This is a genomic window from Tepidisphaeraceae bacterium (assembly GCA_035998445.1).
Classification (GTDB): Bacteria; Planctomycetota; Phycisphaerae; order Tepidisphaerales; family Tepidisphaeraceae; genus DASYHQ01.
Map to the genome: position 1 here is coordinate 1 of DASYHQ010000057.1, position 22302 is coordinate 22302.

Sequence of the window (22302 nt, forward strand, 5' to 3'; positions counted from 1 at the left end):
GTCCGCTAGTACGCCTGCGGACCGATTCGCGTTCCGACGGAAAATGGTCCGCAGGGGTACCAGCGGACCCTACGAGACTGCAGACGCCCGTCCCCCGCCAGTTCCACACCACGGGCGGCGTACCGCCCGTGGCACCCGGCATCCACCTCATCCGTCGAACCGGATGCTAATGTGCGCCCCGCGCCGAAATATCGCCTACCCGCCCCCGGCGTCGTACGCCTTAACCTGAATCCCCCAAACCCCTTACCGCCCCGCCTCGCAATCCACCGCCTGGATGATATCCTGCGCGTGGCGCAAATTATCGTGATTTGCGGGGGTACGGGGTCCGGTTAATAGTAGTTATCCTGCCTTGGCCATACCGTGAATCACAAGGCTCACGAGGTCCTCGACTACGCGGCGCCCGAAATCGCTGAACCGCAATGGCCGTCCTTTGTGGGCGGCGCGACCAGAAAAGGGGACATCCAGAATATCCGTTCGCGGTGTTGGCCCATCAACGATCCTGTGTGGATATTCTGGATGTCCCCTTTTCCTCGCCCTGGATGTCCCCTTTTCCTCGCCCCGCGATAATGCGCTGTTGACGGGACTTTCTGAAGAGGAACTGGCGTACGTGAACGCGTGGATTGATTGGACGATGGGGCTTCGGCCCGATAAGCCAACGCGCTAACGTGTTCGTGAAGCGCGTGAAAGGAGGATCAAATTGAAGCAACAACTGATCACCAAACGTGCTGCGATCCTGACTCTCATCATCATAGGCTTCGGATTAGGCGCGCTAACGTTGATCGGCTTGATTAACGCACGAGGTGCTACCGAGATATCAGCGAACTCGGGTAAGGAAGCGTGTAATCTTAGAATGCGAATGATTTATTCAGCGATCTTGGCACATTCTCGTATCGTGGGCGACGTGCTTCCAGCAAACTTGGAGGAGCTTGTCGAAGGAAAATATCTGGAATCATCGTTTCTATATTGTCCGTCCGATTCAGCTAGACGCCGATACCGTTACGTTAGCGCAGGGAAATCATTGAACTCATCGCCGGATACGGTCATTATGACAGAAGAACTCGGCAACCATTCTCTGGCTGGAGGAAACGTATTGTTTGTCGATGGCCATGTTGAATTCTGGTCATCCAAAAAATTATTGGCGATAAAGGGGTCGGGCGATAAAGGGGGCGGCGGGCGATAATGCAGATACGGGGACATCTTTCAAATCTGGAATTTGAAAGATGTCCCCTTATCCGGCTCGGCCACTGATCGGCCTCACGTTAGTCGGTACGGCTCTATGAACAGGCCTCGCCTCCTTATCTCGGTCATGGTGGCGGTGCCTGATGCGCCGGCCGCCGTCGCTTGGTACAAGCGGGCGCTTGGAGCGATCGAGCTGTGGAACGTGGGCTCGGTGGTCGGACTGGACGTCGCCGGCGCCCCGTTCTTCGTCGGCCAGCCGGAGGACAACGGCTGGGAGAGCCCCGCCAAGCTCGGGATCACGACGGCTCGCATTGAGGTGTTCTGTGATGAGCCAGATGCGTTCATCGATCGGGCAGTCGCGGCCGGCGCAAACGGAAGTGCGGACAAGATCAGAGATCACGCGACGCCCTGGGGGCCCCACCGGCAGGGCGGATTTGTGGACCCGTTTGGGCACGTCTGGCTCGTCGGTGATCGATCCCCCTTGAGTCCTCATCCTGCAACAGCGTCCGGTTAGGCTGTGCCGTCTAACCACACGCTGAGGTCGATAATGGGGTCGGGAGTCTATAAAGCGGTGGAACAATGACTCCCGACCCCTTTAAACCCTCCGGTGCCACGGGTCGTCTTTGCCCCGCGTTCTCGGCCAGGATACCCCGCACGGTCGACCTACCGCCCGTGGCACCGGGCCATTCGCCGCGCGTCTGTTGAGAACTGAACAGGGGACCGGTTTCTGCGGTTTCATTATTCCGCTTGAATCCGCCCCAAGTCCCTGTTCCAATTCCCCTTGCAGCCGTTTTAGCACGGACGGCCAACCCACGTTATCCTGCGCGCGGCGCAGGAGAATAGTAGTTATCTGGCACTGAGGATGCCCATGTCGTCGGAATCCAGCTACGCCGATCAACGTCGCCGAGTCTGCGAGGCCGCAGCCGCGCGTGGCTACGAAGACCCGGCAAGCCTCCGCGAGCTACTCATCTGCACGACAAGCACCACCGCCCCAATGGCGGAAGCTTATTTCGCCGAACGCCGTAACGACCCGAAGCTCTTGTCGTTGCTCGTGGCGATCGCGCTCGAAGGCGAGGACGCGGGGGACGCACCGTGGGCGGCCGCCAATACTATCGCGGATTTCCCAGCGGAGATGTTGTTGCCGCACAAATCGAGCCTGGAGACGTTGGCTGCCGAGCAGTGGTCCTATTTGCACGTCCCGGGCCGCCAAGCGTTGGAAAAGATCGCGGCCGCCGGCGGTGCCAGATAACCCGCCGCTGGAGCGGACCGCGGCGGCGTTATACTTCACTTGCGGTCGAGCGTCGCGCGTGCGCCGCCGCGGCCGCTCAACGGCCTGACGTTATGCGACACGAGGTGAATCCCCTTGACTCCCTTCGCGGGCCTGCACTCGTGCTGTTCTGGCTCGCCTTTTACGGCCTCGGGTCGCTGGTATTCTTGATCTCGCTCCGCTCGTTCGGCAAGACCGCGCCCGTGGCCATGCTCCTCCAGGCGGCGTGCTTACTTTGGTTCATCGCGACTGTGCTTCATCTGTCGCGATCGAGATTCGCGTACGCTTTTGCTGGCGGATGGGTCTTACTGCTTGGTCTGCCCTTGGCGTTTCAAGTCGTCAAGCGTCTTCACTACTGGATCACAATTGGGATGGAGCCGCCCGACGGCATGGGATCGCCTATGGCATTTCTTCTCGGGTTCATCATGGAATGGGCTGCGTTCTTGCCGCTCTGCCTGATGTTGATCGTACTTGTGCTGTTTAGGCCGTGGCGCGGTGGCCGCCCAGTCATGTAGGGTCCGCTGGTACCCCCTGCGGACCGATTCGGACGGAGCGGTCCGCAAGAGTACCAGCGGACCCTACTTGCTGGATATCCCATTATCCTTGCACAACGGGCAGCGGTGTGGGTTCGCTAAAGGTGGGTGCGAGGGTAAGATAGTCGAGCGGGTGACGACGAGACCCACCCGCACCGCCATGGCGACACCGGAGATGAGCGACACGACGAGCGACGGCATCCGCGTCGGGGCGACCGCGTACTTTTTGCCCGAGCGGTCCGAGCCGGACGAGCGGCGGTTCGTCTTCGGCTACACGATCGTCATCGCCAACGTCGGCGAGCGAGCGGCGCAGCTGGTGAGCAGGCGGTGGATCATCATCGACGCCGCCGGGCGGCGCGAGCAGGTGGAGGGGCCGGGCGTGGTCGGGCAGACGCCGAAGCTGGCGCCGGGGGAGGCGTTTAAGTACCAGTCCTTCTGCCCGCTGAAGACCGACTGGGGCACGATGGAAGGCGCCTACCAGATGGTGCGCGACGACGGCGAGGCATTTGAGGCGAAGATCGACCGCTTCTTCCTGCGCACCGACCAGGCGATGATGTTGCCGGACGAGGATGACGATTGAGCCGTCGGCCGGGGCATCGGTCCACGCGCAGCGCCTGTCGCCCGGTGGCACGGCCGAAGACGGCGCGGTGAAGTGGCGGCCGCGCAGGTCGGTTCCCCTACCGCTATGATGCGACCCATGATGCCCGTTGACGATGCTGCTGCCGTTGCCGATGACGAGCGGATGCTGCAGGCGTTTCTGGCGGGGCGGGACGTGGGGTGTCCGCAGTGTGGGTACAACGTGCGCGACCTGCGGGGGGCGATTTGTCCCGAGTGCGGCGAGCGGCTGGCGCTGCGGCTGCAGTTGGCCGAGGTGCGGCAGGCGGCGATGTTGACCGGGTTGATCGGGCTGTCGGCCGGGGTGGGGTTGAGCGGGTTGCTGCTGGTCTACCTGTGCATCGAGGAGTACGGCAACATTGGCGGTGTGGACAGAACTTTCTTCTACCTGACCGGCGGCGGCTTGGTCGTGCTGGGGGCGATGTTGTACGCATGGCTGCGCGGCTGGCGGTGGGTTCGCACCCGCCCCGCCGCGGTGCGCTGGGGGCTGGCGGCGGGCTGTTGGGCGGCGACGCTGGCGTACCTGGGGGTCTTCACGTACATGAGTCCGTGATGGCGTCAGCATCCTGCCCGGGGTGTACGGACGCGCGCATCACCTAATGAATCGGCATGCGCGACGCGATGAAGCAACGACGAACGTCGCGCGCCGATCGTGCGGAATCGGCCGGGGGACGGGCGGGCGGTGCGGAGCTCGTGTTGCGGGCGCGGCGGCCGGGGGGACGCGGGCGGGGGTCAGAGTCGGGCGATCTTGTCGAACACGTCGGTGAAGATCGGGTCGCGGTGCACGGCGCTGGCGATGCGGATGAGGTGGCGGTTCGGGTTGACCGACCAGGTGCCCTCGGTCGACAGCACGGGGCTGTGCACGAGGTGCGTCGGGGCCCACGCGGGGTTGATCAGCCAGGCGGTCGGGGCGATGTCCCAGATGACCTTCGACCAGATGGGCCGGCCGGTCTTGTTGTACTTGCGCGAGATGTCGACGAGGTAGTCGGCGAGCTTGCTGCGGCCGGCGAGGCAGGCGTCGAGCTCCTGCACGGTCGTCAGCAGGCGGTCGACCACACCGCCGCACGGGAAGAGGATCATGGGCACGCCGCTGTCGAGGACGACGCGGGCGGCGGGGATGTCCTGCTTGAGGTTGAACTCGCGCGTGTCGGGCCAGTGCAGCGCGTGGCCGCCCAGCCAGCAGACGACGATGCGCTCGATGATCCGCGGCTCGAGCAGCATGGCGGCGGCGACGTTGGTGATCGCGCCGATCGCGACGACGTAGAGCGGGTCGTCCGGATCGCTGCGCATCGCCCGGGCGATGAGGTCATCGGTGACGGCGGTGCGCTGCGGGGCGGCGGGGTCGAGGTAGGCCGTGGCGCCCTTGAAGACGGGCGGCTTGGCGCCGAGCGTCATCAGATCGAGCAGGCGGTTGATCTCGTCGTAGCTCCTCTCCATGCCGTCGCCGGGGCCAGTGGAGCGGTCGTTGTGAAACGGGGCCGCGTAGAGGGCTTCGACGTCGAGCCGCTCGGGCGAGCCGAGCACGTGGGCGACGGCGTACTGGTCGTCGATCTCGTTGTAGGTGTCGGTATCGAGCACCATCCGCACGCGGCCCGCAGGGGGCGCAAGGCGGCTGGCACGCAGGGCGTCGGTAAGCGTTGGAAAGGTGGGCATACGGGCAGGCGATGGTACCGGCTCCCCGCTTCGTACGCGAGACCTCCCCCGCCACGCCCGGAGGGCACCGATCCGTGGACGCCCGGCCATCCTTACCCGCACGCGGGACAGGGCTGCGCGTTGGCGGGGCCGAGGGGCCGCGGGTGGCGCGACGAGCGTGGGATGTCCCCTGCTCACCCTCAGGGGTAAGATAACCGCATGATGCTTCGGCTGGTCGCTTTGCTCGTTGCGCTGCTGCCCGTGACGACGCGGGCGGGAGAGTTGCTCGTCGGGGCGCTGCAGGGGGACGTGCGTCACCTGGCGCGCAACCGCGCCGCGGGGCTGAACGTGTCGATCCTCGAACTGCACTGGGACCGTTACCAGCCAAAGCCCGGCGTCTTCGACGCAGGCTACATCGCGGAGGCCAAGCAACAGCGTGACGCCTACGTGGCGGCGGGCATGCGGGTGATGCTGGACCTCGGCATGCAGTACCCGCCGGCCTGGGCGCGGGCGCTGCCGCACGGGCGGTTTGTGAACCAGTTCGGTCAGGCGTACGACGAGGACGCCAAGCCCGGATCGGCGGGCGTGAACGCCGTCTTCAACCAGAAGCTGCGCGACGTGCAGGCGGCCTACGTGGGGCGCGTCTTCGACGACCTCGGTGCTGATTTCGCGATCGCGCGCCTTGGCTGGGGCTACTTCGGCGAGTTGGGCTATCCGCACCCCACCTTCGCGGGCAAAGCCAACGGCTACTGGGCGTTCGACGATATCGCCCAAGGCAAGTTGCCCGGGCTGCCGCCGACGCTGGCGGCCTGTCCCGTGCCGGGGTGGAAGCCGGGCGACCGGGGTGACCCCACGGCGGCGGCAACGTTCCTCAAGTGGTACCTGGCGGCGCTGCGCGATTACCACGACTGGCAGATCGCCACGGTGCGCCGGCACACGGCCGCTCCGCTGGCGATGCTCTACCCATCGTGGGGCATCCGCCCGGGCCAGGCCGACGCGGCGGTCGCCGCTGGCTTGTCGGGAACGACGCCTGCGGAGGTCAACGGCGAGATCCAGCGCGGCTTCGACTTCGCCGCGTGTGTTGCCGGCGTGCGCGATGCGAACGTCATCGTCTACACGACGTGGATCGACTCCGATCCCGCGTTTGGCGACGACGATTCGCCCGATCCCGCCCGCTGGTCCCCGCCGCACTTCCTGAGCGAGCTGGCGCAGCGCCACCCGCTGCGCCTTGGCGTCATGGGCGAGAACACCGGCCCGGGCACGAAGGCGGCGCTGGCGTTGACGATGTCGCGCGTGCGGCGGTTCAACCTCTCGGGCCTGATGTGGGCGTTCGAGCCACACCTCTACAGCGGAGCGCCCGACCACGCGTCGATCGACGATCTCGGCCGGGCGATCGGGCAACCGAAGGCGCCGCGGTGAGGATCGTGCGGAACGAGGCCAGGCACGGGCAACGTTGCGCGCGGACCAGGAAGAGGTGAACGGGCTGGCGACCGCTGGTGGTCGCCAGCGCACGTCGCGCCCTTGAAGGTTGGGCGGCGGCGCGACATGCTATGCGGTTCCGCCGGTGAGCCGTGTGTCGTTGTTGGGCATGGGCCGCGGGCGAAAGTGTTGCGCGCGCGCCATGGCTATGAATCAATTGACCCGTCACCTGTTGATCCTGATCGTCGTCGCCGGCGCGGTCTTCTTTGCGAACCTGGGGGCGGCGCGGCTGTGGGATCGGGACGAGCCGCGCAACGCGGGGTGCGCGCGCGAGATGATCGAGCGCGGCGACTGGGTGGTGCCCTACTTCAACGATGAGGTGCGCGTTCACAAGCCAATACTGCTGTACTGGCTGATGATCGGGTCGTACACGCTGTTCGACGTCAGCGAGTTCACGGCGCGGCTGCCGTCGGCGCTTCAGGGGCTGGGGACGGTGCTGCTGACGTACTTCATCGGCCGGCGGTTGTTCAACCCGCAGGCGGCGGTGTGGGCGGGCGCGATCCTCGCGACGTGCATCATGTTTGGCGTGGTGGCGCGAGCGGCGACGCCGGACTCGACGCTCTGCTTCACGGCGACGCTGGCGATGTTCGCCTACGTCTACACGGCATTTCCCAAGAAGGACCCGGCGGCGTCGCCGTTGGACCGGCCGGCGCGGACGAGCTATTTCCCGGTGAAGCTGTGGCACGCGGTGCTGATCTACGCGGCGATGGGCTTGGCGACGCTGGCCAAGGGGCCGGTGGGGTTCATCGTGCCGGCGGCGGTGATCGGCATGTTCCTGCTGATCACGCATTTGCCGAAGATCGCGCCCATCCCGCTGCACGTGCGCGGGCTGGAGCGGTGGAAGATGCTGGCCGGTCGGGCGGTGCGGCCGTTCGCGCCGAGGCACTTCCTGCGCGTGCTGTGGATGATGCGGCCGATCACGTTGTTCGTCGTGGTGATGGCGGTGGCGCTGCCGTGGTACCTGTGGGTGCACGAGCGGTCGGACGGCGTGTGGACGCGCGGGTTCTTCCTCGAACACAACATCGGCCGGGCGGCGCAGGCGATGGAAGGCCATGGCGGCGGGCCGTGGTATTACCCGGGCACGATCATCCTCGGGTTCTTCCCGTGGATCATCCTGCTGGTGCCGGCGTTCATATCAGCCATCGCCTGGGTGCGGCGGCGCGACAACGACCGGCCGGGCTACCTGTTTGCCCTGTGCTGGGCGTGCGTGTGGGTGGGCGTGTTCACGGTTGCCAGCACGAAGCTGCCGACGTACATCACGCCGATGTACCCGGCGATGGCGCTGCTGACCGGCGCGTACATCCACCGCTGGCAACGCGGCGAGGCCGTGCCTGACCCGCTGAAGGTGCGGCTGGCGTTCGGCATTCTGGCGTTCATCGGCGTCGGCACGATCATCGGCTTGGCGATCGCGATGCACACCACCTTTGGTGGCGGGCAGTGGCTGGGCGCGATCGGGATCATCCCGATCATTGGCGCGATCATCTGCTGGCGGCTGGCTGAGCAACGCCGCCGCGAGGCGACGATGATCGCGTTCGGCGTGATGGCGGGCGTGTTTGTGCTGACGTTGTTCGCCGTCGGCACGCCGGTGGTGGACCGGTTCCAGCTTAGCCACAAGCTGCTGGCGGCCATCGACCAGAACAGCGACAACCCGAGCGTGCACTCGTTCGGCCGGCTGGAGCCGAGCTGGGTGTTCTATCTGGGTCGGACGATCAACGAGATTCCCAAGGGCGACTACGCGGAGGCCGCGTCATTCCTGGAAGGCGGCCGCGAGCGGTTCCTGATCACGACGCTGGACCGCTACGAGCGACTTCGCCCCACCCTGCCGGCCGACGTGGTGAATCTGGAGACCATCCCCTACTTTGGGCGCGAAGGTGAGATCGTGGTGATTGGCCGACATGCGGCGGTGGCGACGAACTGAATGCAGTAGAGGTGAACGGGTTCGCGAAAGAATGATCTTCTGTGGGACAGGCATTCCTGCCTGTCTCTCCCCCCGCTTTCCCCGTGCATTCTGCGGAAGGTGAATACGGGGGGAGACCAAGAGAGACAGGCAAGAATGCCTGTCCTACAGAAGAGCGCAGCACATGCGCCCGACATAGCCGGGCGCGACCGATAGCCGAAGGACACCGCAAGCCATGGATAAGCGCCCCATCTCGATCGTCATCCCCCTGCTCGACGAGGTCGAGAACCTGCCGAAGCTGTACGAAGAGTTGATCGCGGTCGCGCGAGACAACAACTACACGTTCGATATCACGTTCGTCGACGACGGCTCAAAGGACGGGTCGTGGGAGGTGATCGAGCGCCTGGCCGCGGCCGACCCGAACGTGCGGGGCATCTGCTTCCGCCGCAACTTCGGCAAGGCGGCGGCCCTGAGCGCGGGGTTCGAGGTAGCCAAGGGGCCGCTCATCATGACGCTCGACGGCGATTTGCAGGACGACCCGCGCGAGATCCCCCGCTTCCTCGAGCAGATGGACAGCGGGCTGGACGTCGTCAGCGGCTGGAAGCAGACCCGCCATGATCCCATCCACAAGGTCTGGCCGTCGCGCGTGTTCAACGGCATGGTCAGCGGATTGACCGGCGTGCGCCTGCACGACCACAACTGCGGCATGAAATGCTACCGGGCCGAGATCTTCGACGAGGTCCGCCTGTACGGCGAGCTGCACCGCTTCGTGCCCGTTCTGGCGGCCGCCAAGGGGTGGAAGGTCGGCGAGATCGCGATCAACCACCGTCCGCGCACGGCCGGTCATTCGAAGTACGGCGTGCGGCGGTTCGTCAAAGGCTTCCTCGACCTGCTCTCGGTCTACTTCATCACCGGCTACGGCCAGCGCCCGCTGCATCTGCTGGGTACCTTCGGGTTGGTCGCGTTCCTGCTGGGTGGCGTGGGCATGACCTACCTCGGCATCTATTGGGTGCTACGCGTGACGATCGGCGACGAAAGCTGGCTGCCGTTGCACCAGCGGCCCGCCGTCATCTACTCTGCGGCGCTGCTGCTGCTGGGGGCGCAGTTGATGTCGATCGGGTTTATCGCGGAGTTGATTACGGCGAATGCCAGGCGCGACGTGACGCCATATTCAACGAAGCGGGTGACGAAGCGGATCGAGAAAGCGGAAGAGCTCACGCGGGTTTGATGGGTTGGACACGCCTTCATCACTCTGGTCCCTCTCCCGGTACTCCGGGAGAGGCTAGGTGAGGGTGATTTCGGACGGCGGACGGCCCACGAATGGGCACGAATCGACACGAATAGGAAGACAGAGAACCGCGCGCCTCTTATTCGTGTTCCTTCGTGCCCATACGTGGGCAATTTCTTAGCCTCGCCGTGTGGGGCAGAACAAATCACCCTCACCTAGCCTCTCCCATGCGTACATGGGAGAGGGACCGGAGCGGCCCTCATCACGATGCTATGACTTGAGCAGGCGCCGCCTGCGCAACTCCCGACTTACGATTGCGAATCTCCACAAGCGCCGGAGTCTGCCTGCGGATCTCAGCAGCCAGCGGCTGGTGGATCGGTCGTTCGCCGTTGTTGTCGGCGTAGCCCCACAGGCCGTTGCGGCAATGGCGGTTGTCTTCCCAGCCGGGGTGGTCGACGATCGGGTACCACGTGATGCCGTGCAGGTCGACGCCCGCCAGCATCGCCCGGCCGGCCTCGCCGGCGATGTAGCGGAACCAGCGGGCGCGCTCGCCGTCCTCGATCCCCGTCTCGGCGATGATCATCGGGCGCTTGTAGCGGTGCCACATCTCCACCAGCATCTCGGCCAGCGGCTTGTAGTACCGGCTGTCGCCACCGATGAACCGGCCGTCGTAGAAGGTCTGGTTGTTGCGGTAGTAGTTGACGCCGACGATGTCCAGGTACTCGCGCCGCCCGCCGAGTTCCGGTTCGACCTCACCAATGAGCATGTCGTACGCCTGGAACTGGGCCGTGCGGTACTGCTCGGCGGCGATCTGTTCGCGCTGGCGATTGCGCCGACCAATGACGTTGACGGCCGGATCGCAGTGCATGAGCCGCGCGCGCGGACAGACCGCTTTAATCGCCTCCATTGAAGCAATGGCCGCCCGAACAAGCTGCCGCTTCATTTCAGCGCCGCGGCCCTTGTCGTACGGGTTCAGGTAACCCGTGTCGGCACCGGCCCAGGACAGGAACGAGATCTCGTTCACCGGCGTGATGAAGACCGGCCGATCAGCCGGCGTGTGGTCGTCCAGCACCCGCGCGACGGCGGCGGTGTACCTGGCAAAGGCGTCGGGGAAACGCGAGCCGTAAATGTCGACGTGGTCGGGCCAGCCGTAGTGCATGAGGTCCCAGATGACCTCCATCTCCATTTGCTGCGCCGCGCGCACCATCGGCAGCAAACTGTCGAAGTCGTAGTGTCCGGCGGTGGATTCGACGAGGTGCCAGCGGACGGCGTCGCGGCAGGTGTGCATGCCCATCGACTGCAGGCGTGCGTAGTCCAACGCGGCAAAGCGATCGTGGCTGGTCGAGGCGATCAGGTCGAGCCGCACGCCCGACTTGTTGTAGTGGGTAGAGCATTCGAACCCACCCATCATGAACGACTGAAACAGCGGCCGCGGCATGGGATCGACCGCGTAGCGCGTCGGGCCGATCTCACTGGCGGGATCCCAGATGGGCTTCGGCACCGCGGTGAGCGCGCCGGTATCGGCGACCTTCGCCGCGCCGCTGCACCCGAGTACGGCCTGCCCGGCGACGGCGACACCCAAGAGGCCCACACGCCGCAGGAACTCGCGGCGGTCGATCGGAGAAGTGGAATGATCGGCCATAATGAGTCCTTGTGTCATCGCTAATGGAACGCCCGACCCCCGACCACCCAAGAAGCGGCCGCGCATTGATTTGCTGAGCGGCGCCAAACGCCCTCACCAGCGCGCACCCTCACTGGATCGCTCTTGGTCATCGAGAGCCATTGAACTACGCGCTGCCACGGCGCCTGTTATGGGAAGCAATTCACGCCCCTACCCACCGCCCGAGCTACGCCGCCACCATAGCCTCTTGCAGGATCGGCAGTGCCGATTTGTTGTTGCTGATGACCACCGTCTCCCAGAGGTCAATGCTTTCCAGCTTGTAGCGGTAGTCGATCTCGACCCCAGTTCGGCGGATGAGGTCCTGCAGCGCCAGGTCGCTGCGCCAGCCGAGCTTGGTGCAGACGGGCGAGGCCCATTTTTCGAGCAGCGCGATAAAGCGGTTGGTCGACTGGAAGTGGTTGACGATCACGATCCGGCTCCCCGGCTTTGCGACCCGCTGGGCCTCGCGAACGAGCATGTAGGGGTTGGATACGACGCTGATCACGTGGCTGATGAAAACGTGGTCGAACGTGTCGTCGGCGAAGGGCAGGTGTAGCGCGTCGGCCTGGAAGACCGTGGCGTTGGTCATGTTTTGTTCGCGGATCTTCTTGCGCGCCTCGCGCAGCATGCCGCTGGAGAGGTCAACCCCGATGATCTGCCCATGCCGCGGGTAGAAACCGAGGCTGGCGCCGGTGCCGATGCCAAGGTCGAGGACGGCGTCGGTCTCGCTGATGTTCATGTGCTTGATGGCCCGCTCGATCCGCCGCTTGACGAGCCGGCCGAACGTGGCGTCGTAGAACATCGAGTGAACGTCGTAGATTTTCTTGGTGCTGGCTTCCTGCATGGCTGGCGGCTGTCCTTTGGTCCGATTACCTCGACTGCGGTGCGTCACTCTAGACCCATGGCCCGAATTTGCCAAGGTATGATCGGCGGGTAAGAAAAAGGGGCGATTTGCGGCGCAGGATGGAGCAGTGCCCTTGAAAGCGGGCGTCCGCCGGTCCTCAGACCCCGCACCACTCCCCCTATTCCGCCATTTCAGCGGCGGCGACGTCCATCAGCCACGTCAACTGCCCCATATCGGGCGCGATCAACTGTGCCGGATACAATTCGGGATTGCGCTCCCCTTCCAGAATATGCTGCAATGCCGGAGCCTTATTCTTGCCTGCGACGAGGAACAGCACCTGTCGAGACCGGTTGATGAACGTCGCGGTCATCGTGATGCGCCAGCTCGCGCCGGTTGTTGATTTCTCGACGAACTGCGCGACGCAGCTTCGCGCCGTCTCCGCCAACGCGGGCGTGTGCGGGAAGAGGCTGGCGGTGTGGCCATCGTCACCCAGCCCCAGCAGGCATAGATCGGGCCCACCTGCCTCACCGAAGAGATCGCTGAGGTGTTCCTCGTACTTGTCGGCGGCGCTCGAGGGCTCAGTTTCCCCTTCCATCCGGTACACATTGTCCTGCGGAATGGGCACCTTGCTCAGCAGCGTCTCCTTGGCCATGCGGTAGTTGCTCTCGGCATGGTCCGGCGGCACGCAACGCTCGTCGCCAAACAGCACGCGCACCTTCGTCCAATCGATGCGCAACCTGTACGGCTCGGCCGCCAGCAGCGTGTGCAGCGCCTTGGGCGTCGACCCACCCGACAGCACGACCGAAAAGTTGCCATGGTCGGCAATTGCCCACTCACAAATAACCGCCAACCGCTCCGCCGCCTCGGCGGCGATGTCGGCGGGGGTCGGGACGACTTTGATTTCTGGGATGTTCACAGCGACAGAGAGTGCGTTAGTCAGGTGAAAATCGCAAGATGTGAATTTACACCGTTGGCGGCAGAGGCTCAGGTGGAAAGTCGACGCCCGCGTAGATCTCGCTCAGCGGCAGCGCGACGTCCAGGCTGCTCAGCCGCACGACCGCCCCCGGCCCGTGCACCGGTTGGAAAAGCCAGTTGCCGTCGGCCTGTCGCGTGTAGACATCCACCCATGCCGCGTTCTGCGACACCATCACGTACTCGTCGACCGAGTCGAGCCGCAGGTACTTCTTGAACTTCTCCGTGCGGTCGTACGCCTCCGTTCCTGGCGACGTCACCTCCACGATCACCTTCGGGTTCAACACCGACTTCGGTGGCGTCTCCGTGTCGAACTGCGTCGGCCCGCAGATCACGCTGACGTCCGGATAGACGTACAACGGCGTGCCCTTGATGCGCACCCGCAGGTCGCTGCTGTAGACTCGACAGGGCTTACCCTTCAGCGCGTTGCGCAGCTCACCCGCGAAGTTCGCCGAGATGAGGGCGTGCGACTCCGATCCTCCCGCCATCGCGATTATCTCGCCAAGCGGAACGATGTAGCCGTCGCGGTACTCCAGCTTCTCTTCCGACGCCTCGTCGAGCCGAAAGTACTCTTCGATGCTATAGCGACGTTCTCGTTCGATGGCCACCTGCATAGCGTTTACCATGATAACCGGCGATAAGGGCAGATGCCTAACGGGCCCTGGAAGCGACTCGCGTGATGCGATCAATCGTGCGCTCGGACCTCAAATCCCGGAACGCGTAAGCTGGCTGGCGACGGAATCGATGCCGCCCAAATCGCGACAGCCACGGCGATGAGCGGTGCCAATCGGACACCCCAGCGAAACCCAATAAATGACGGCATATCTCCGTCTCTTACGTTATCCGTCCCAATGAACAGTAACCACGCATACCCGACGGCGAGCGGTACAAGCAACCAAGGCAGCCGCGCAATGCGCGCCTTGAGGCGGCTCCGTCGGATAACGAGCCACCCAATCAGGATCGTGGGCCACGTAGCAAGGAGGAACATGAGCGCGCCTCGGATGTACCAAGAAGCCTGCGAACCACGCCAGAAGTTGTGGCCCGGCGCGTACGAGGTGCCTAGCAAAGGCGCGACGATCTCTTCCATCACCCCACCCCATGCGCCGGCTTCGGCAGTTCGTCATGAATCGTCTGCTGCTTCGGCTGTTCGCCGTTGAACGAAAATAGGATCATGTCGTCGTCGATGCGGGCTTGCAGGTGGACGGGGCGGCGCCAGATCTTGTAGACGTTCTTCAGCGTTTCGATGGCGGTCTTGATCTCGATGTCCAAGCCGTTGTGCTTCTGGGCCAGGTACAGCTCGCCGCGGTTGGCGTAGTTGCCGTCGGCGACGTAGACGAACGGCTGGCCCATGTTCGTCAGGTGGTACAGCATCGTCTGCTTGATGCGTTTTGGGTCGCGCGACAGGATCTTGATCTGCCCGGTGCGCTCGTCGCGGCCGTACTGGTAGAACTTGTGCTTTTCGATGAACTCGGGGGTCATGAACTCGTCGATGAAATTCACGTCGTTGTAAACGCGGCGCACCTCGAAGATCTTCTCGCGGCCTTGGCCGAGGCCTTTGTCCCAGCTCTTTTTTTGGCCGAGCGTGTCGGCGTCGTCGTAGTCCTTGCCAAACTTGCCCTTGTTCCAGCGGTCTTCAATGTCGCGGAACAGCTCCAAACCGATCTTGTACGGATTGAAATTGCCCGGCGGCATGTGGACGGTGCCGCTGTGGTGGTCGGCATAGTCGATGACCTCCCTGGCCTCCACGAAGTGCCGCGTCATCAGCGTGCTGTGCCAGTAGCTGGCCCAGCCCTCGTTCATCACCTTCGTCATGCCCTGCGGGGCGTAGTAGTAGCTCTCCTCGCGCACCATGGCCAGGCAGTCTTGCTGCCAGTCCTCAAGGCCGGCGTGTTCGATCAGGTAGAGCAGCACGTCGCGCGTCGGCCGGGCCGGCGTGGCGTGTCGCATCTTGGCGGCCTCCTCGCGGTGGCGCCGCTGTTCAGCTTCGATTTTTTCGGGCGGGTTGATCCAGCGGTCCAAGTAGTCCTTGCTCTTGAACTTGCCGGTCGGCTGATCTTCGCGCTTCGTGTCCTCCTTCTCGCGCTCCAGCGGCCCACGGTTGAGGAACATGCTGTGCGGATCGATGAGGTGCTCGACGCTCAGGCAGACGTCCAGCCACGCCTCGACGGTGTCGTACCCGTGCTTCTCGATGTGCCGGCGGACGTGCGTGGCGTGGTTGGCCATCTCGTCCATCATCTTGCGGTTCGTCTGGCTGAACCACAGGTTGCTCTTGAAGAAGTCGCTGTGCCCGTAGACGTGGGCGATCACCAGCTTCTGGTCGACCAGCGGGTTGCTTTCCTGCAAGTAGGCGTAGCAGGGGTCGTTGTTGATGACCATCTCGTAGATGCGACCGAGGCCGTAATGGTGCTGCTTGCGGAGCTTCTCGTACTCCATGCCGAATCGCCAGTGCGGGTACCGCTGCGGGAACCCGCCGTAGGCCGCGATCTGGTTCATCTGCTCGTAGTCGCACATCTCGAAGATGACGGGAAAGAAATCGAGCCCGTACGACGCCGCCTGCTCGCGGATCTGCTTTTTCGCAGCGAGAAGTTCGGCGGGAAATGGTGCGAGGGTGTGCGAGGCCATACGGCGTACCTCTGTCCTAGCGGGTTTGACGAACCAATGCGGGGACCGCAGCGCGCGGGCCGCTGCTCCATCATACGCCGGCTGGAACGTCGAGGCAGCGGCTTAAGCGGGCCGGCGGGCATTCCATGCGCGCAGGAGCCGCGTATCGAGACCCACTGCGAGCACGGCCAGCAGGATGAAGCAGCCTGCGGTCAGCTTCAGGATCTCTTCGATCGCAGCGCCCCAGCCGAACATGTCGTACGCGACGTGGACGATGAAGGTCACGACGGCGACGCCGAGCATCTGCACCATCAGCGTGGCCCGCGCCAGCACCAGCCGATGCCGCCACGCCAGGTAGAACGCCGGCACCACGTACGACAGGACGAGCACGTCGTCGATATGATCCGTCATTCGGTCGTGCGGGTTCCAGGACATCGCAGCATGAATCCACCGGTCGATGCGCTCGTGCAACCGGAACATGTCGTCGAACGCCACCACGCAGAGCAGCACGCCGAACGACATCCAAAATTGCCGCACCTTCGTCTGCGGCAGGCGTTTGGCGATGTTCAGCGAGACGACGCCCGACGCGACCAGCACCCCCACCGCTGCCAGCGTGCCGAGGTGCTTCTCACCGAACAGGCGATGGTTGTTGCCGTAGATCCATTCGCTGAGCGCAACGCACAGCAGGATCACCAGCGTGTTGGACAGCAACACCCACTTCGCCACCGAACGCCACCCCGGCGGTGGGCTGACACGCCGAACGCTAAGGCGCACCAGTGCCAACAGCGATTCGTCGTGGCGTTGAGCCGAACCAGCAGCAATCAATTCCGGTGCAGTAGCAGGCTGATCCATTGATTTTGATCATATCGGCTTTGCGCAAGGATTTCATCAAATCTGTGCCGTACCTCCTACAGTACCGCGTTGAGTGTACATCTCTTCATTCGCTCCGCGGTGCAACCGCTAGAAGGTGTTATGGACTGTTGATCGTCCACAGGAGGTCTGGGTGCCACGGGTGGTACTCCGCCCGTGTCCATGCCAGTGGGATGAACACGGGTGGAGTACCACTCCCGTGGCACCCAGGCTCAGGGACGGAACCGCCGGTCGCCGGTGAGCGAGAACACTGCGCGTTCCATCATCGCAGGCGGGATTGCGATCAACGCGAGAAAGAACAGAGAGATCGCCGCCCATCCTGCCAACTCGCCATCACGCCTGCGCGCTGCGGCGTACGCGAGAACGGACGTCGTCGTACCGATACAAACCGCTAGCAGCGCCCGCCAATACGCAAGGACGAACTTCACAAGCAGCGATGACTCCGTCCAACTGCCATGCAACAATCCCCAAGCCAGAAAAATCAAGATCGCGCCGGTCAGCGTTAATGCAACTGCGAACACACGTGCCAATCCGCCTTGAATGGGACGATCGCCCAAGTCGAGCCGACCAAGGACCAGTACAACCAACCCAGCACAGGCTACGGCGAGACCGACGACAACTCCGATCAGCAACAGATAGAACACGGGCTAATGCCCCTTCCCAAAAAACGTCTTGATCGAATCGTAAATATCATCCTTCGAGTTCACCCGGCTCGTCAGCACCTTCGGACTCGCCCGCAAGTGCTCGTGCAGCACGTTGATGAAGTTGCCGCTGCCGTAAGCGCTGGCGACCTGGCAGTAGCCGAACATGTTGCAGATGGGCAGCAGTTGTTCTTTTAAGATCTTCACGCAATCGCGGCTATCGGCTTCTGAACTGTTGTCGCCGTCGCTGAAGTGGAAGAGGTAGATATTCCATTCCTCGGGGCTGTAGTGGGCATCCAACAGGTTCTTGGCGGTGCGGTAGGCGCTGCTGATCTTGGTGCCGCCGTCCTCGCGCAGGTGGTAGAACGTGTGCTTGTCGACCTCTTTAGCCGACACGTCGTGCACGATGTAGCGGCTCTCGATGCCCTCGTAGTTCTTTCTAAGCCACGTGTCGATCCAGAAGCTTTCCAGGCGCACGAGCTCCTTCTGTTCCTCGCCCATCGACCCGCTGACGTCCATCATGAAGATGATGACCGCGTTGCTCTGCGGGCTCTTCACTTCCTTCCAGCTGCGATACCTTATGTCCTTCTTTTCCGGAATGATGATCGGGTTCAGCGGATCGTAATTGCCCGTCATGATCTGCCGTTTGAGCGCTTCCTTGTACGACCGCTTGAAGTGCCGCAGCGATTCGGGCCCCACGCGGCGCAGGCTGCTGTACTTCTCGCGCACCGTGGTGATGCGATGGCTGCCCTTGGGTTCGATGCGCGGCAGCTTCAGTTCTTCCGCAAGAATGTCGGCCAGTTCATCCAGCGATAAGTCGACCTCCATCAAGTGCTGGCCCGCGTCGTTGCCACCCTGCCCTTTGCCTTTGCCCTTCTGGCCTTGGCCGACACCGTCCCCTTCGTTGCCGTCACCGGCGCCCACGCCTTCACTGTTGTCACCGTAGCGAAAGTGCGGCAGATCGACGCCGCGCACGGGGATGCTGATGAGGTGCTTGCCCTCCTTGCCGATCAGCTCGCCCTTCGTGAGGAACTTGCGCAGATCGTCGCGGATGCGCCCCTTCACGATCTGGCGGAAGCGTTGATGGTCCTTTTCGATCTTGAGGATCATGCGGAAGACCTCTCGTCGGCTCGGACTTCATTCGTGTTAACTGACACGCCGTAACGACAGCCATGTTCCCAGCAACAGCAGGACCAGGGAACCGGCAACGCCGACGATCGTGCCGATCTGCCGGGCGTTGATCGCGTCGCGGGCGGCGTCCGTCAGGTAGAGCGACGTGACGCCATAGCGAGCGTCGGTCAGCCAGAAGAACACCAGGCCAAGCAGGCCGGCGACGATCAACATCTTGTGCGAGCGCGGTTGATGCATCGTGATTTCAATCCTTCTTCGTGCCGCTGCGGTACTCGGTGGTCAACATTCCGGCGAAGCCCCAGTTTTCCAGCTCGATTTCATCGATCACGATATGCGTGTGTTCCGGCCGCTTGCCGAGCACACGCACGAGCGTATCGGTAACTTCACGAACAATCTGCCGCTTCTGGTCGGCCGTCACGCCGTCCTTGGTAATCTTGATGTTCACATAGGGCATAAACTTCTACCGTACCGCTGATCGATTCAATCGTCATCCTGAGGTACTCCGAAGGATCTCCCCCCGTATTCGTACATGGGACGGAAGATCCTTCGGTGATCATCAAGTGCGACCAGTTCGCTCCGGTCCCTCTCCCGGTACTCCGGGAGAGGCTAGGTGAGGGTGATTCTTGTTCTTACCGAAGCCGTCAGCAGTTCGAAATCACCCTCACCCTAACCCTCTCCCGGAGTACCGGGAGAGGGGACCGGAACCAATAAACACCCTCTCAGGATGACGCACTGGGAACGGAATTCACGTCACGACCTCAATCATCCTGCTTCCCATCGCCGCGGGCGAAGATGCTGGCGACATAGTTGAGCACGTCCGTCGCGCTCGTTTCGTTGTAGCCGAAGTATTTGATCAGCCGCTGCTTCACCACGTCGATCTTCTGCTGCGTCTCGTCGTCGACCACCGACGATACAAGGTTCTTCAGCTTGATCGTGTCGCGCTGGTCCTCGAACAGCTTCAGTTCCAGCGCCTTCAGCAGCCGGGCGTTGGTGTTGTACTCGAACTTCCGGCCATCCAGCGCGAGCGCGCCGATGTAGTTCATGATCTCCTGCCTGAAGTCATCCTTCCGCGAATCGGGGATGTCGATCTTCTCCTCTATGCTGCGCATCAACCGCTCGTCGGGGTTCTCGTCCTTACCCGTGTAGCGATTGCGCACGCGCTCGTGTTGCGTGTAGGCGCGAACGTTCTCGATGTAATTGGCGGCCAGGCGCTTGATGGCCTCTTCGTCGGCGCTGATCGCCCGCTGCACTTCGCCCTTCAGGATGTCCTCGTACTCCTCGCGAACGACGGCCAGCAGTTCCTTGTACTCCTTCTTCAGTTCCTCATCGGTGATCAGCGAATGATGCGACAACCCCTCTTCCAGCTCGTTCATCGCCATGAAGGGGTTGATGGCCTTCTCGATCACCGCCTGATGGCTCACCAGCGCATTGCTGATCTTGTCCTGAATGTACCGCGGCGAAATGCCCTGCATGCCCTCGCGCGGGGCCTCTTCCTTTAGTTCCTTGATCGATTCTTCCGTGAACCCGGGAATGCTCTTGCCGTTGTACAACTTCAGCTTCTGCAGCTTGGTAATCCCCGCCTTCTTCGGCTCGCTTAAGCGCGTCAGCACCGCCCACATCGCCGCGACCTCGATCGTGTGCGGGGCGATGTGCATTCCGCGGATGCGTTCGGGGCCGAAGTCCTTCAGGTAAATCTTCACCTCGTCTTCAAGGCGAATGTTGTACGGCACGTCGATCTTGATGGTGCGGTCGCGGAACGCCTCCATCATCTCGTTGCCCTGCAGCTTCTTGTACTCGGGCTCGTTCGTGTGACCCAGGATCACTTCGTCGATGTACGTCTGCGCAAACTTCTTCGGCTTGATCATGTGCTCCTGAGACGCCCCCAGCAGGTCGTACAGGAACGCCACGTCCAGCTTCAGCACCTCGATGAACTCCACAATCCCGCGGTTGGCCACGTTCAGTTCACCGTCGAAGTTGAAGGCCCGCGGGTCCGAATCGCTGCCGTACTCTGCGATCTTGCGGTAGTTAATGTCGCCGGTCAGTTCCGTGCTGTCCTGGTTCTTCTCGTCCTTTGGCTGGAACGTGCCGATGCCCCTGCGGTCCTTTTCGCTCAGGATCAGCCGCTTCACCTTCACGTGCTCCATGCACTTGCGCCAGTCGCCGTCGTACTGCTCCATCAGGTCCGCCATGATCTTCCGGCAGAACGGGCAGACCTCGCCGTACAGCCTGATCTTCCGCCCGTCCGGCTGCTTCTCGTTGATCGCCTCCAGCACATCCTTGCGCGCTTCCGGCGGAATCAACAGCAACGGTTCCTCGTGCATCGGGCAGTCGTAGAACTGCTCACCGTCGTCGCCGTTCATGCTGCGGGGCAGGCGCCAGGCGTACGTGTAGCACCGGCCCTCCTCCGTGCGGGCGTAACTCTCCAGCCCCTTCTTCAACAGCCGGGCGATCGTGCTCTTGCTCGACCCCACCGGGCCGTGCAGCAGCAGGATGCGCTTCTCGGTGCCGTAGCCCTGCGCCGCGCTCTTGAAGAAGTCGACCAGCTGCATCAGCGGCCGCTCCAGCCCGTAGATCGCATCGTGGCCGCTATCCACCGGGTCTGCGAAGAAGTTGTAGCGGATGTAGTCCTGCTTAAAGCTCGTGTACGGCTCCGACCCGTACGACAAGATCATGTCGTACACCCGCTGAAACGCGTTGCGCGCCACCGCAGGCGTCTCACCGGCGATGTCCAGGTACTCCCAGAACGTCCCCTCCCAGTGCTGCTCGCGAAAGCGCGACACGTCCAGCTTGCGGTCGATCAAGCTGGCCAGCGAACTCTTGGTGCTGCTACCTGCGGTGTTGGTCGGCATGCGAACTCCGTTTTGTTTGACTGCGGAGCGCGGCGTGCGGCGTGCGGATTTGGAAGACGCGGGCGCGATAACGCCGGCCGCCTTGCAAATCCGCAATCCGCATTCCGCAATCCGCGCTATTCCAAAGATCGTTGATACCCGTTCGGCGAGGAGAGAGACCCACACACCCGCCGGCGAATCGGTTCGCGGCGACGTGCGGTCGTTCGGAAGGATGGCTGCCCGTCGCGCCGCGCCACCTGTCACAGGTGAACACGGTCGGACCGGTGATCCGACAAGCTCCGAACGGCTTCGACCGGCACGTGCGCCAATCGTCCAAGGGTTCCGATTCGACACGCGGACGCGCACGCTCAGCACGCCGCCCTCGGACACCCGCAACCCGCCCGCCACATCCAACACGCGCAGCCGCGCCGTTCGATGCACCCGTGCGGTTCGAGCCTGGCTCGTTCGGTGGGGTTCGCCGGCCTCGAGTCGACCGGCCCCTAATCAGCCTCGGGCTTGGCCCGGCTGTCCCCCAAAGTGTACCTACCCCCTCGCGCGAAAGTCCATGCTTAAATGCCTTCCCCACCGCCCTTCGAGGATTCGCCCGTCGATCGGATTTACCGCCAAGATCGCCAAGCACGCCAAGGAAGGAAGAACAAAAGCAATTGCCTTCGCACTTCCCGCCTTGGCGCTCTTGGCCCCTTGGCGTTCTTGGCGCGCAACAAAAAGGGGCGCGCCACACAGGCCGCGCCCCAATCTTCACTTCAGACTTCAGACTTCACTCACGCCGCGATCTTCGCCGGCTGCGCCGCGCCGCCGGCGCCGCCCGCGGCGCCGACGCTCATCGTCGTCATCGCGCCGCCGTTCACGCCGAAGTTCACGACGAACTCCGCCGCGTCGCCCACGCCGGTCGTGCGCACGCCCT

At 63.3% G+C, this 22302-nt stretch carries 21 protein-coding genes; 9 read left to right on the plus strand and 12 right to left on the minus strand.

The features are described 5' to 3' along the window. Nucleotides 1-697: 697 nt before the first annotated feature. From VGN72_21700 to VGN72_21725, 6 genes are all read left to right on the plus strand, one after another. Nucleotides 698-1180: an H-X9-DG-CTERM domain-containing protein gene (locus tag VGN72_21700; GenBank protein HEV7301965.1), complete on the plus strand. Its 483-nt coding sequence runs from the start codon at nucleotides 698-700 to the stop codon at nucleotides 1178-1180. Between the two features lie 96 nt (nucleotides 1181-1276). After that, complete coding sequence (locus tag VGN72_21705) at nucleotides 1277-1693, plus strand: VOC family protein (GenBank protein ID HEV7301966.1); 417 nt, start codon at nucleotides 1277-1279, stop codon at nucleotides 1691-1693. Between the two features lie 354 nt (nucleotides 1694-2047). After that, nucleotides 2048-2428: a hypothetical protein gene (locus VGN72_21710; protein ID HEV7301967.1), complete on the plus strand. Its 381-nt coding sequence runs from the start codon at nucleotides 2048-2050 to the stop codon at nucleotides 2426-2428. A 104-nt stretch (nucleotides 2429-2532) separates the two neighbouring features. Then, on the plus strand, nucleotides 2533-2961 hold the full coding sequence (locus VGN72_21715) for a hypothetical protein (protein HEV7301968.1): 429 nt from the start codon (nucleotides 2533-2535) through the stop codon (nucleotides 2959-2961). Nucleotides 2962-3112: 151 nt separating this feature from the next. Further along, nucleotides 3113-3559 carry a Co2+/Mg2+ efflux protein ApaG gene (gene apaG, locus VGN72_21720; GenBank protein ID HEV7301969.1) on the plus strand — a complete coding sequence of 149 codons (447 nt, stop codon included), beginning with the start codon at nucleotides 3113-3115 and terminating at the stop codon, nucleotides 3557-3559. Nucleotides 3560-3676: 117 nt separating this feature from the next. Then, nucleotides 3677-4147, plus strand: coding sequence for a hypothetical protein (locus VGN72_21725; protein ID HEV7301970.1), 471 nt, complete (start codon nucleotides 3677-3679; stop codon nucleotides 4145-4147). Between the two features lie 179 nt (nucleotides 4148-4326). On the opposite strand, the gene VGN72_21730 is transcribed toward VGN72_21725, so the two are convergent. Beyond that, nucleotides 4327-5247, minus strand: coding sequence for a nucleoside hydrolase (locus VGN72_21730; protein ID HEV7301971.1), 921 nt, complete (start codon nucleotides 5245-5247; stop codon nucleotides 4327-4329). Nucleotides 5248-5445: 198 nt separating this feature from the next. On the opposite strand from VGN72_21730, the gene VGN72_21735 reads away from it, so the two are divergent. The 3 genes from VGN72_21735 (at nucleotide 5446) to VGN72_21745 (ending at nucleotide 9830) form a co-directional block, all read left to right on the plus strand. After that, on the plus strand, nucleotides 5446-6645 hold the full coding sequence (locus VGN72_21735) for a hypothetical protein (GenBank protein ID HEV7301972.1): 1200 nt from the start codon (nucleotides 5446-5448) through the stop codon (nucleotides 6643-6645). A gap of 202 nt (nucleotides 6646-6847) precedes the next feature. Continuing rightward, entirely contained in the window at nucleotides 6848-8623 is a 1776-nt protein-coding gene (locus VGN72_21740) for a glycosyltransferase family 39 protein (GenBank protein ID HEV7301973.1), read from the plus strand. Nucleotides 8624-8837: 214 nt separating this feature from the next. After that, nucleotides 8838-9830: a glycosyltransferase family 2 protein gene (locus VGN72_21745; GenBank protein ID HEV7301974.1), complete on the plus strand. Its 993-nt coding sequence runs from the start codon at nucleotides 8838-8840 to the stop codon at nucleotides 9828-9830. A gap of 262 nt (nucleotides 9831-10092) precedes the next feature. On the opposite strand, the gene VGN72_21750 is transcribed toward VGN72_21745, so the two are convergent. The 11 genes from VGN72_21750 to VGN72_21800 all read right to left on the minus strand — a co-directional run bounded on the left by VGN72_21750 (nucleotide 10093) and on the right by VGN72_21800 (nucleotide 21398). Further along, on the minus strand, nucleotides 10093-11472 hold the full coding sequence (locus VGN72_21750) for a hypothetical protein (GenBank protein ID HEV7301975.1): 1380 nt from the start codon (nucleotides 11470-11472) through the stop codon (nucleotides 10093-10095). 205 nt (nucleotides 11473-11677) lie between these two features. Next, nucleotides 11678-12334, minus strand: a complete 657-nt coding sequence (locus VGN72_21755; GenBank protein ID HEV7301976.1) for a methyltransferase domain-containing protein — start codon at nucleotides 12332-12334, stop codon at nucleotides 11678-11680. A 178-nt stretch (nucleotides 12335-12512) separates the two neighbouring features. Further along, nucleotides 12513-13250, minus strand: coding sequence for a 6-phosphogluconolactonase (gene pgl, locus VGN72_21760; protein HEV7301977.1), 738 nt, complete (start codon nucleotides 13248-13250; stop codon nucleotides 12513-12515). A 46-nt stretch (nucleotides 13251-13296) separates the two neighbouring features. Beyond that, the gene (locus tag VGN72_21765) at nucleotides 13297-13914 is read right to left on the minus strand and encodes a Uma2 family endonuclease (protein HEV7301978.1); all 618 of its coding nucleotides are present in this window, start codon (nucleotides 13912-13914) and stop codon (nucleotides 13297-13299) included. A 478-nt stretch (nucleotides 13915-14392) separates the two neighbouring features. Further along, nucleotides 14393-15928, minus strand: coding sequence for a SpoVR family protein (locus VGN72_21770; protein ID HEV7301979.1), 1536 nt, complete (start codon nucleotides 15926-15928; stop codon nucleotides 14393-14395). 102 nt (nucleotides 15929-16030) lie between these two features. Next, on the minus strand, nucleotides 16031-16759 hold the full coding sequence (locus VGN72_21775; protein HEV7301980.1) for a hypothetical protein: 729 nt from the start codon (nucleotides 16757-16759) through the stop codon (nucleotides 16031-16033). 230 nt (nucleotides 16760-16989) lie between these two features. After that, nucleotides 16990-17421: a hypothetical protein gene (locus tag VGN72_21780; GenBank protein HEV7301981.1), complete on the minus strand. Its 432-nt coding sequence runs from the start codon at nucleotides 17419-17421 to the stop codon at nucleotides 16990-16992. 3 nt (nucleotides 17422-17424) lie between these two features. Continuing rightward, a complete protein-coding gene (locus tag VGN72_21785) occupies nucleotides 17425-18528 on the minus strand; it encodes a DUF444 family protein (GenBank protein HEV7301982.1) in 1104 nt (367 codons plus the stop codon). A 36-nt stretch (nucleotides 18529-18564) separates the two neighbouring features. Continuing rightward, nucleotides 18565-18786 (minus strand): hypothetical protein, encoded by a 222-nt coding sequence (locus VGN72_21790; GenBank protein HEV7301983.1) that lies wholly within the window; start codon nucleotides 18784-18786, stop codon nucleotides 18565-18567. A 7-nt stretch (nucleotides 18787-18793) separates the two neighbouring features. Then, nucleotides 18794-19003, minus strand: coding sequence for a 4-oxalocrotonate tautomerase family protein (locus tag VGN72_21795; protein HEV7301984.1), 210 nt, complete (start codon nucleotides 19001-19003; stop codon nucleotides 18794-18796). Nucleotides 19004-19307: 304 nt separating this feature from the next. Continuing rightward, complete coding sequence (locus VGN72_21800; protein HEV7301985.1) at nucleotides 19308-21398, minus strand: hypothetical protein; 2091 nt, start codon at nucleotides 21396-21398, stop codon at nucleotides 19308-19310. Nucleotides 21399-22302 lie beyond the last annotated feature (904 nt).

Bases quoted from the DNA above. Each gene is read 5' to 3' on its own strand.
- VGN72_21705 (HEV7301966.1), top strand. From the start codon at position 1,277: ATGAACAGGCCTCGCCTCCTTATCTCGGTCATGGTGGCGGTGCCTGAT.
- VGN72_21710 (HEV7301967.1), top strand. From the start codon at position 2,048: ATGTCGTCGGAATCCAGCTACGCCGATCAACGTCGCCGAGTCTGCGAG.
- VGN72_21725 (HEV7301970.1), top strand. From the start codon at position 3,677: ATGATGCCCGTTGACGATGCTGCTGCCGTTGCCGATGACGAGCGGATG.
- VGN72_21730 (HEV7301971.1), bottom strand. From the start codon at position 5,247: ATGCCCACCTTTCCAACGCTTACCGACGCCCTGCGTGCCAGCCGCCTT.
- VGN72_21735 (HEV7301972.1), top strand. From the start codon at position 5,446: ATGATGCTTCGGCTGGTCGCTTTGCTCGTTGCGCTGCTGCCCGTGACG.
- VGN72_21740 (HEV7301973.1), top strand. From the start codon at position 6,848: ATGGCTATGAATCAATTGACCCGTCACCTGTTGATCCTGATCGTCGTC.
- VGN72_21745 (HEV7301974.1), top strand. From the start codon at position 8,838: ATGGATAAGCGCCCCATCTCGATCGTCATCCCCCTGCTCGACGAGGTC.
- VGN72_21750 (HEV7301975.1), bottom strand. From the start codon at position 11,472: ATGGCCGATCATTCCACTTCTCCGATCGACCGCCGCGAGTTCCTGCGG.
- VGN72_21755 (HEV7301976.1), bottom strand. From the start codon at position 12,334: ATGCAGGAAGCCAGCACCAAGAAAATCTACGACGTTCACTCGATGTTC.
- VGN72_21770 (HEV7301979.1), bottom strand. From the start codon at position 15,928: ATGGCCTCGCACACCCTCGCACCATTTCCCGCCGAACTTCTCGCTGCG.
- VGN72_21775 (HEV7301980.1), bottom strand. From the start codon at position 16,759: ATGGATCAGCCTGCTACTGCACCGGAATTGATTGCTGCTGGTTCGGCT.
- VGN72_21785 (HEV7301982.1), bottom strand. From the start codon at position 18,528: ATGATCCTCAAGATCGAAAAGGACCATCAACGCTTCCGCCAGATCGTG.
- VGN72_21790 (HEV7301983.1), bottom strand. From the start codon at position 18,786: ATGCATCAACCGCGCTCGCACAAGATGTTGATCGTCGCCGGCCTGCTT.
- VGN72_21795 (HEV7301984.1), bottom strand. From the start codon at position 19,003: ATGCCCTATGTGAACATCAAGATTACCAAGGACGGCGTGACGGCCGAC.
- VGN72_21800 (HEV7301985.1), bottom strand. From the start codon at position 21,398: ATGCCGACCAACACCGCAGGTAGCAGCACCAAGAGTTCGCTGGCCAGC.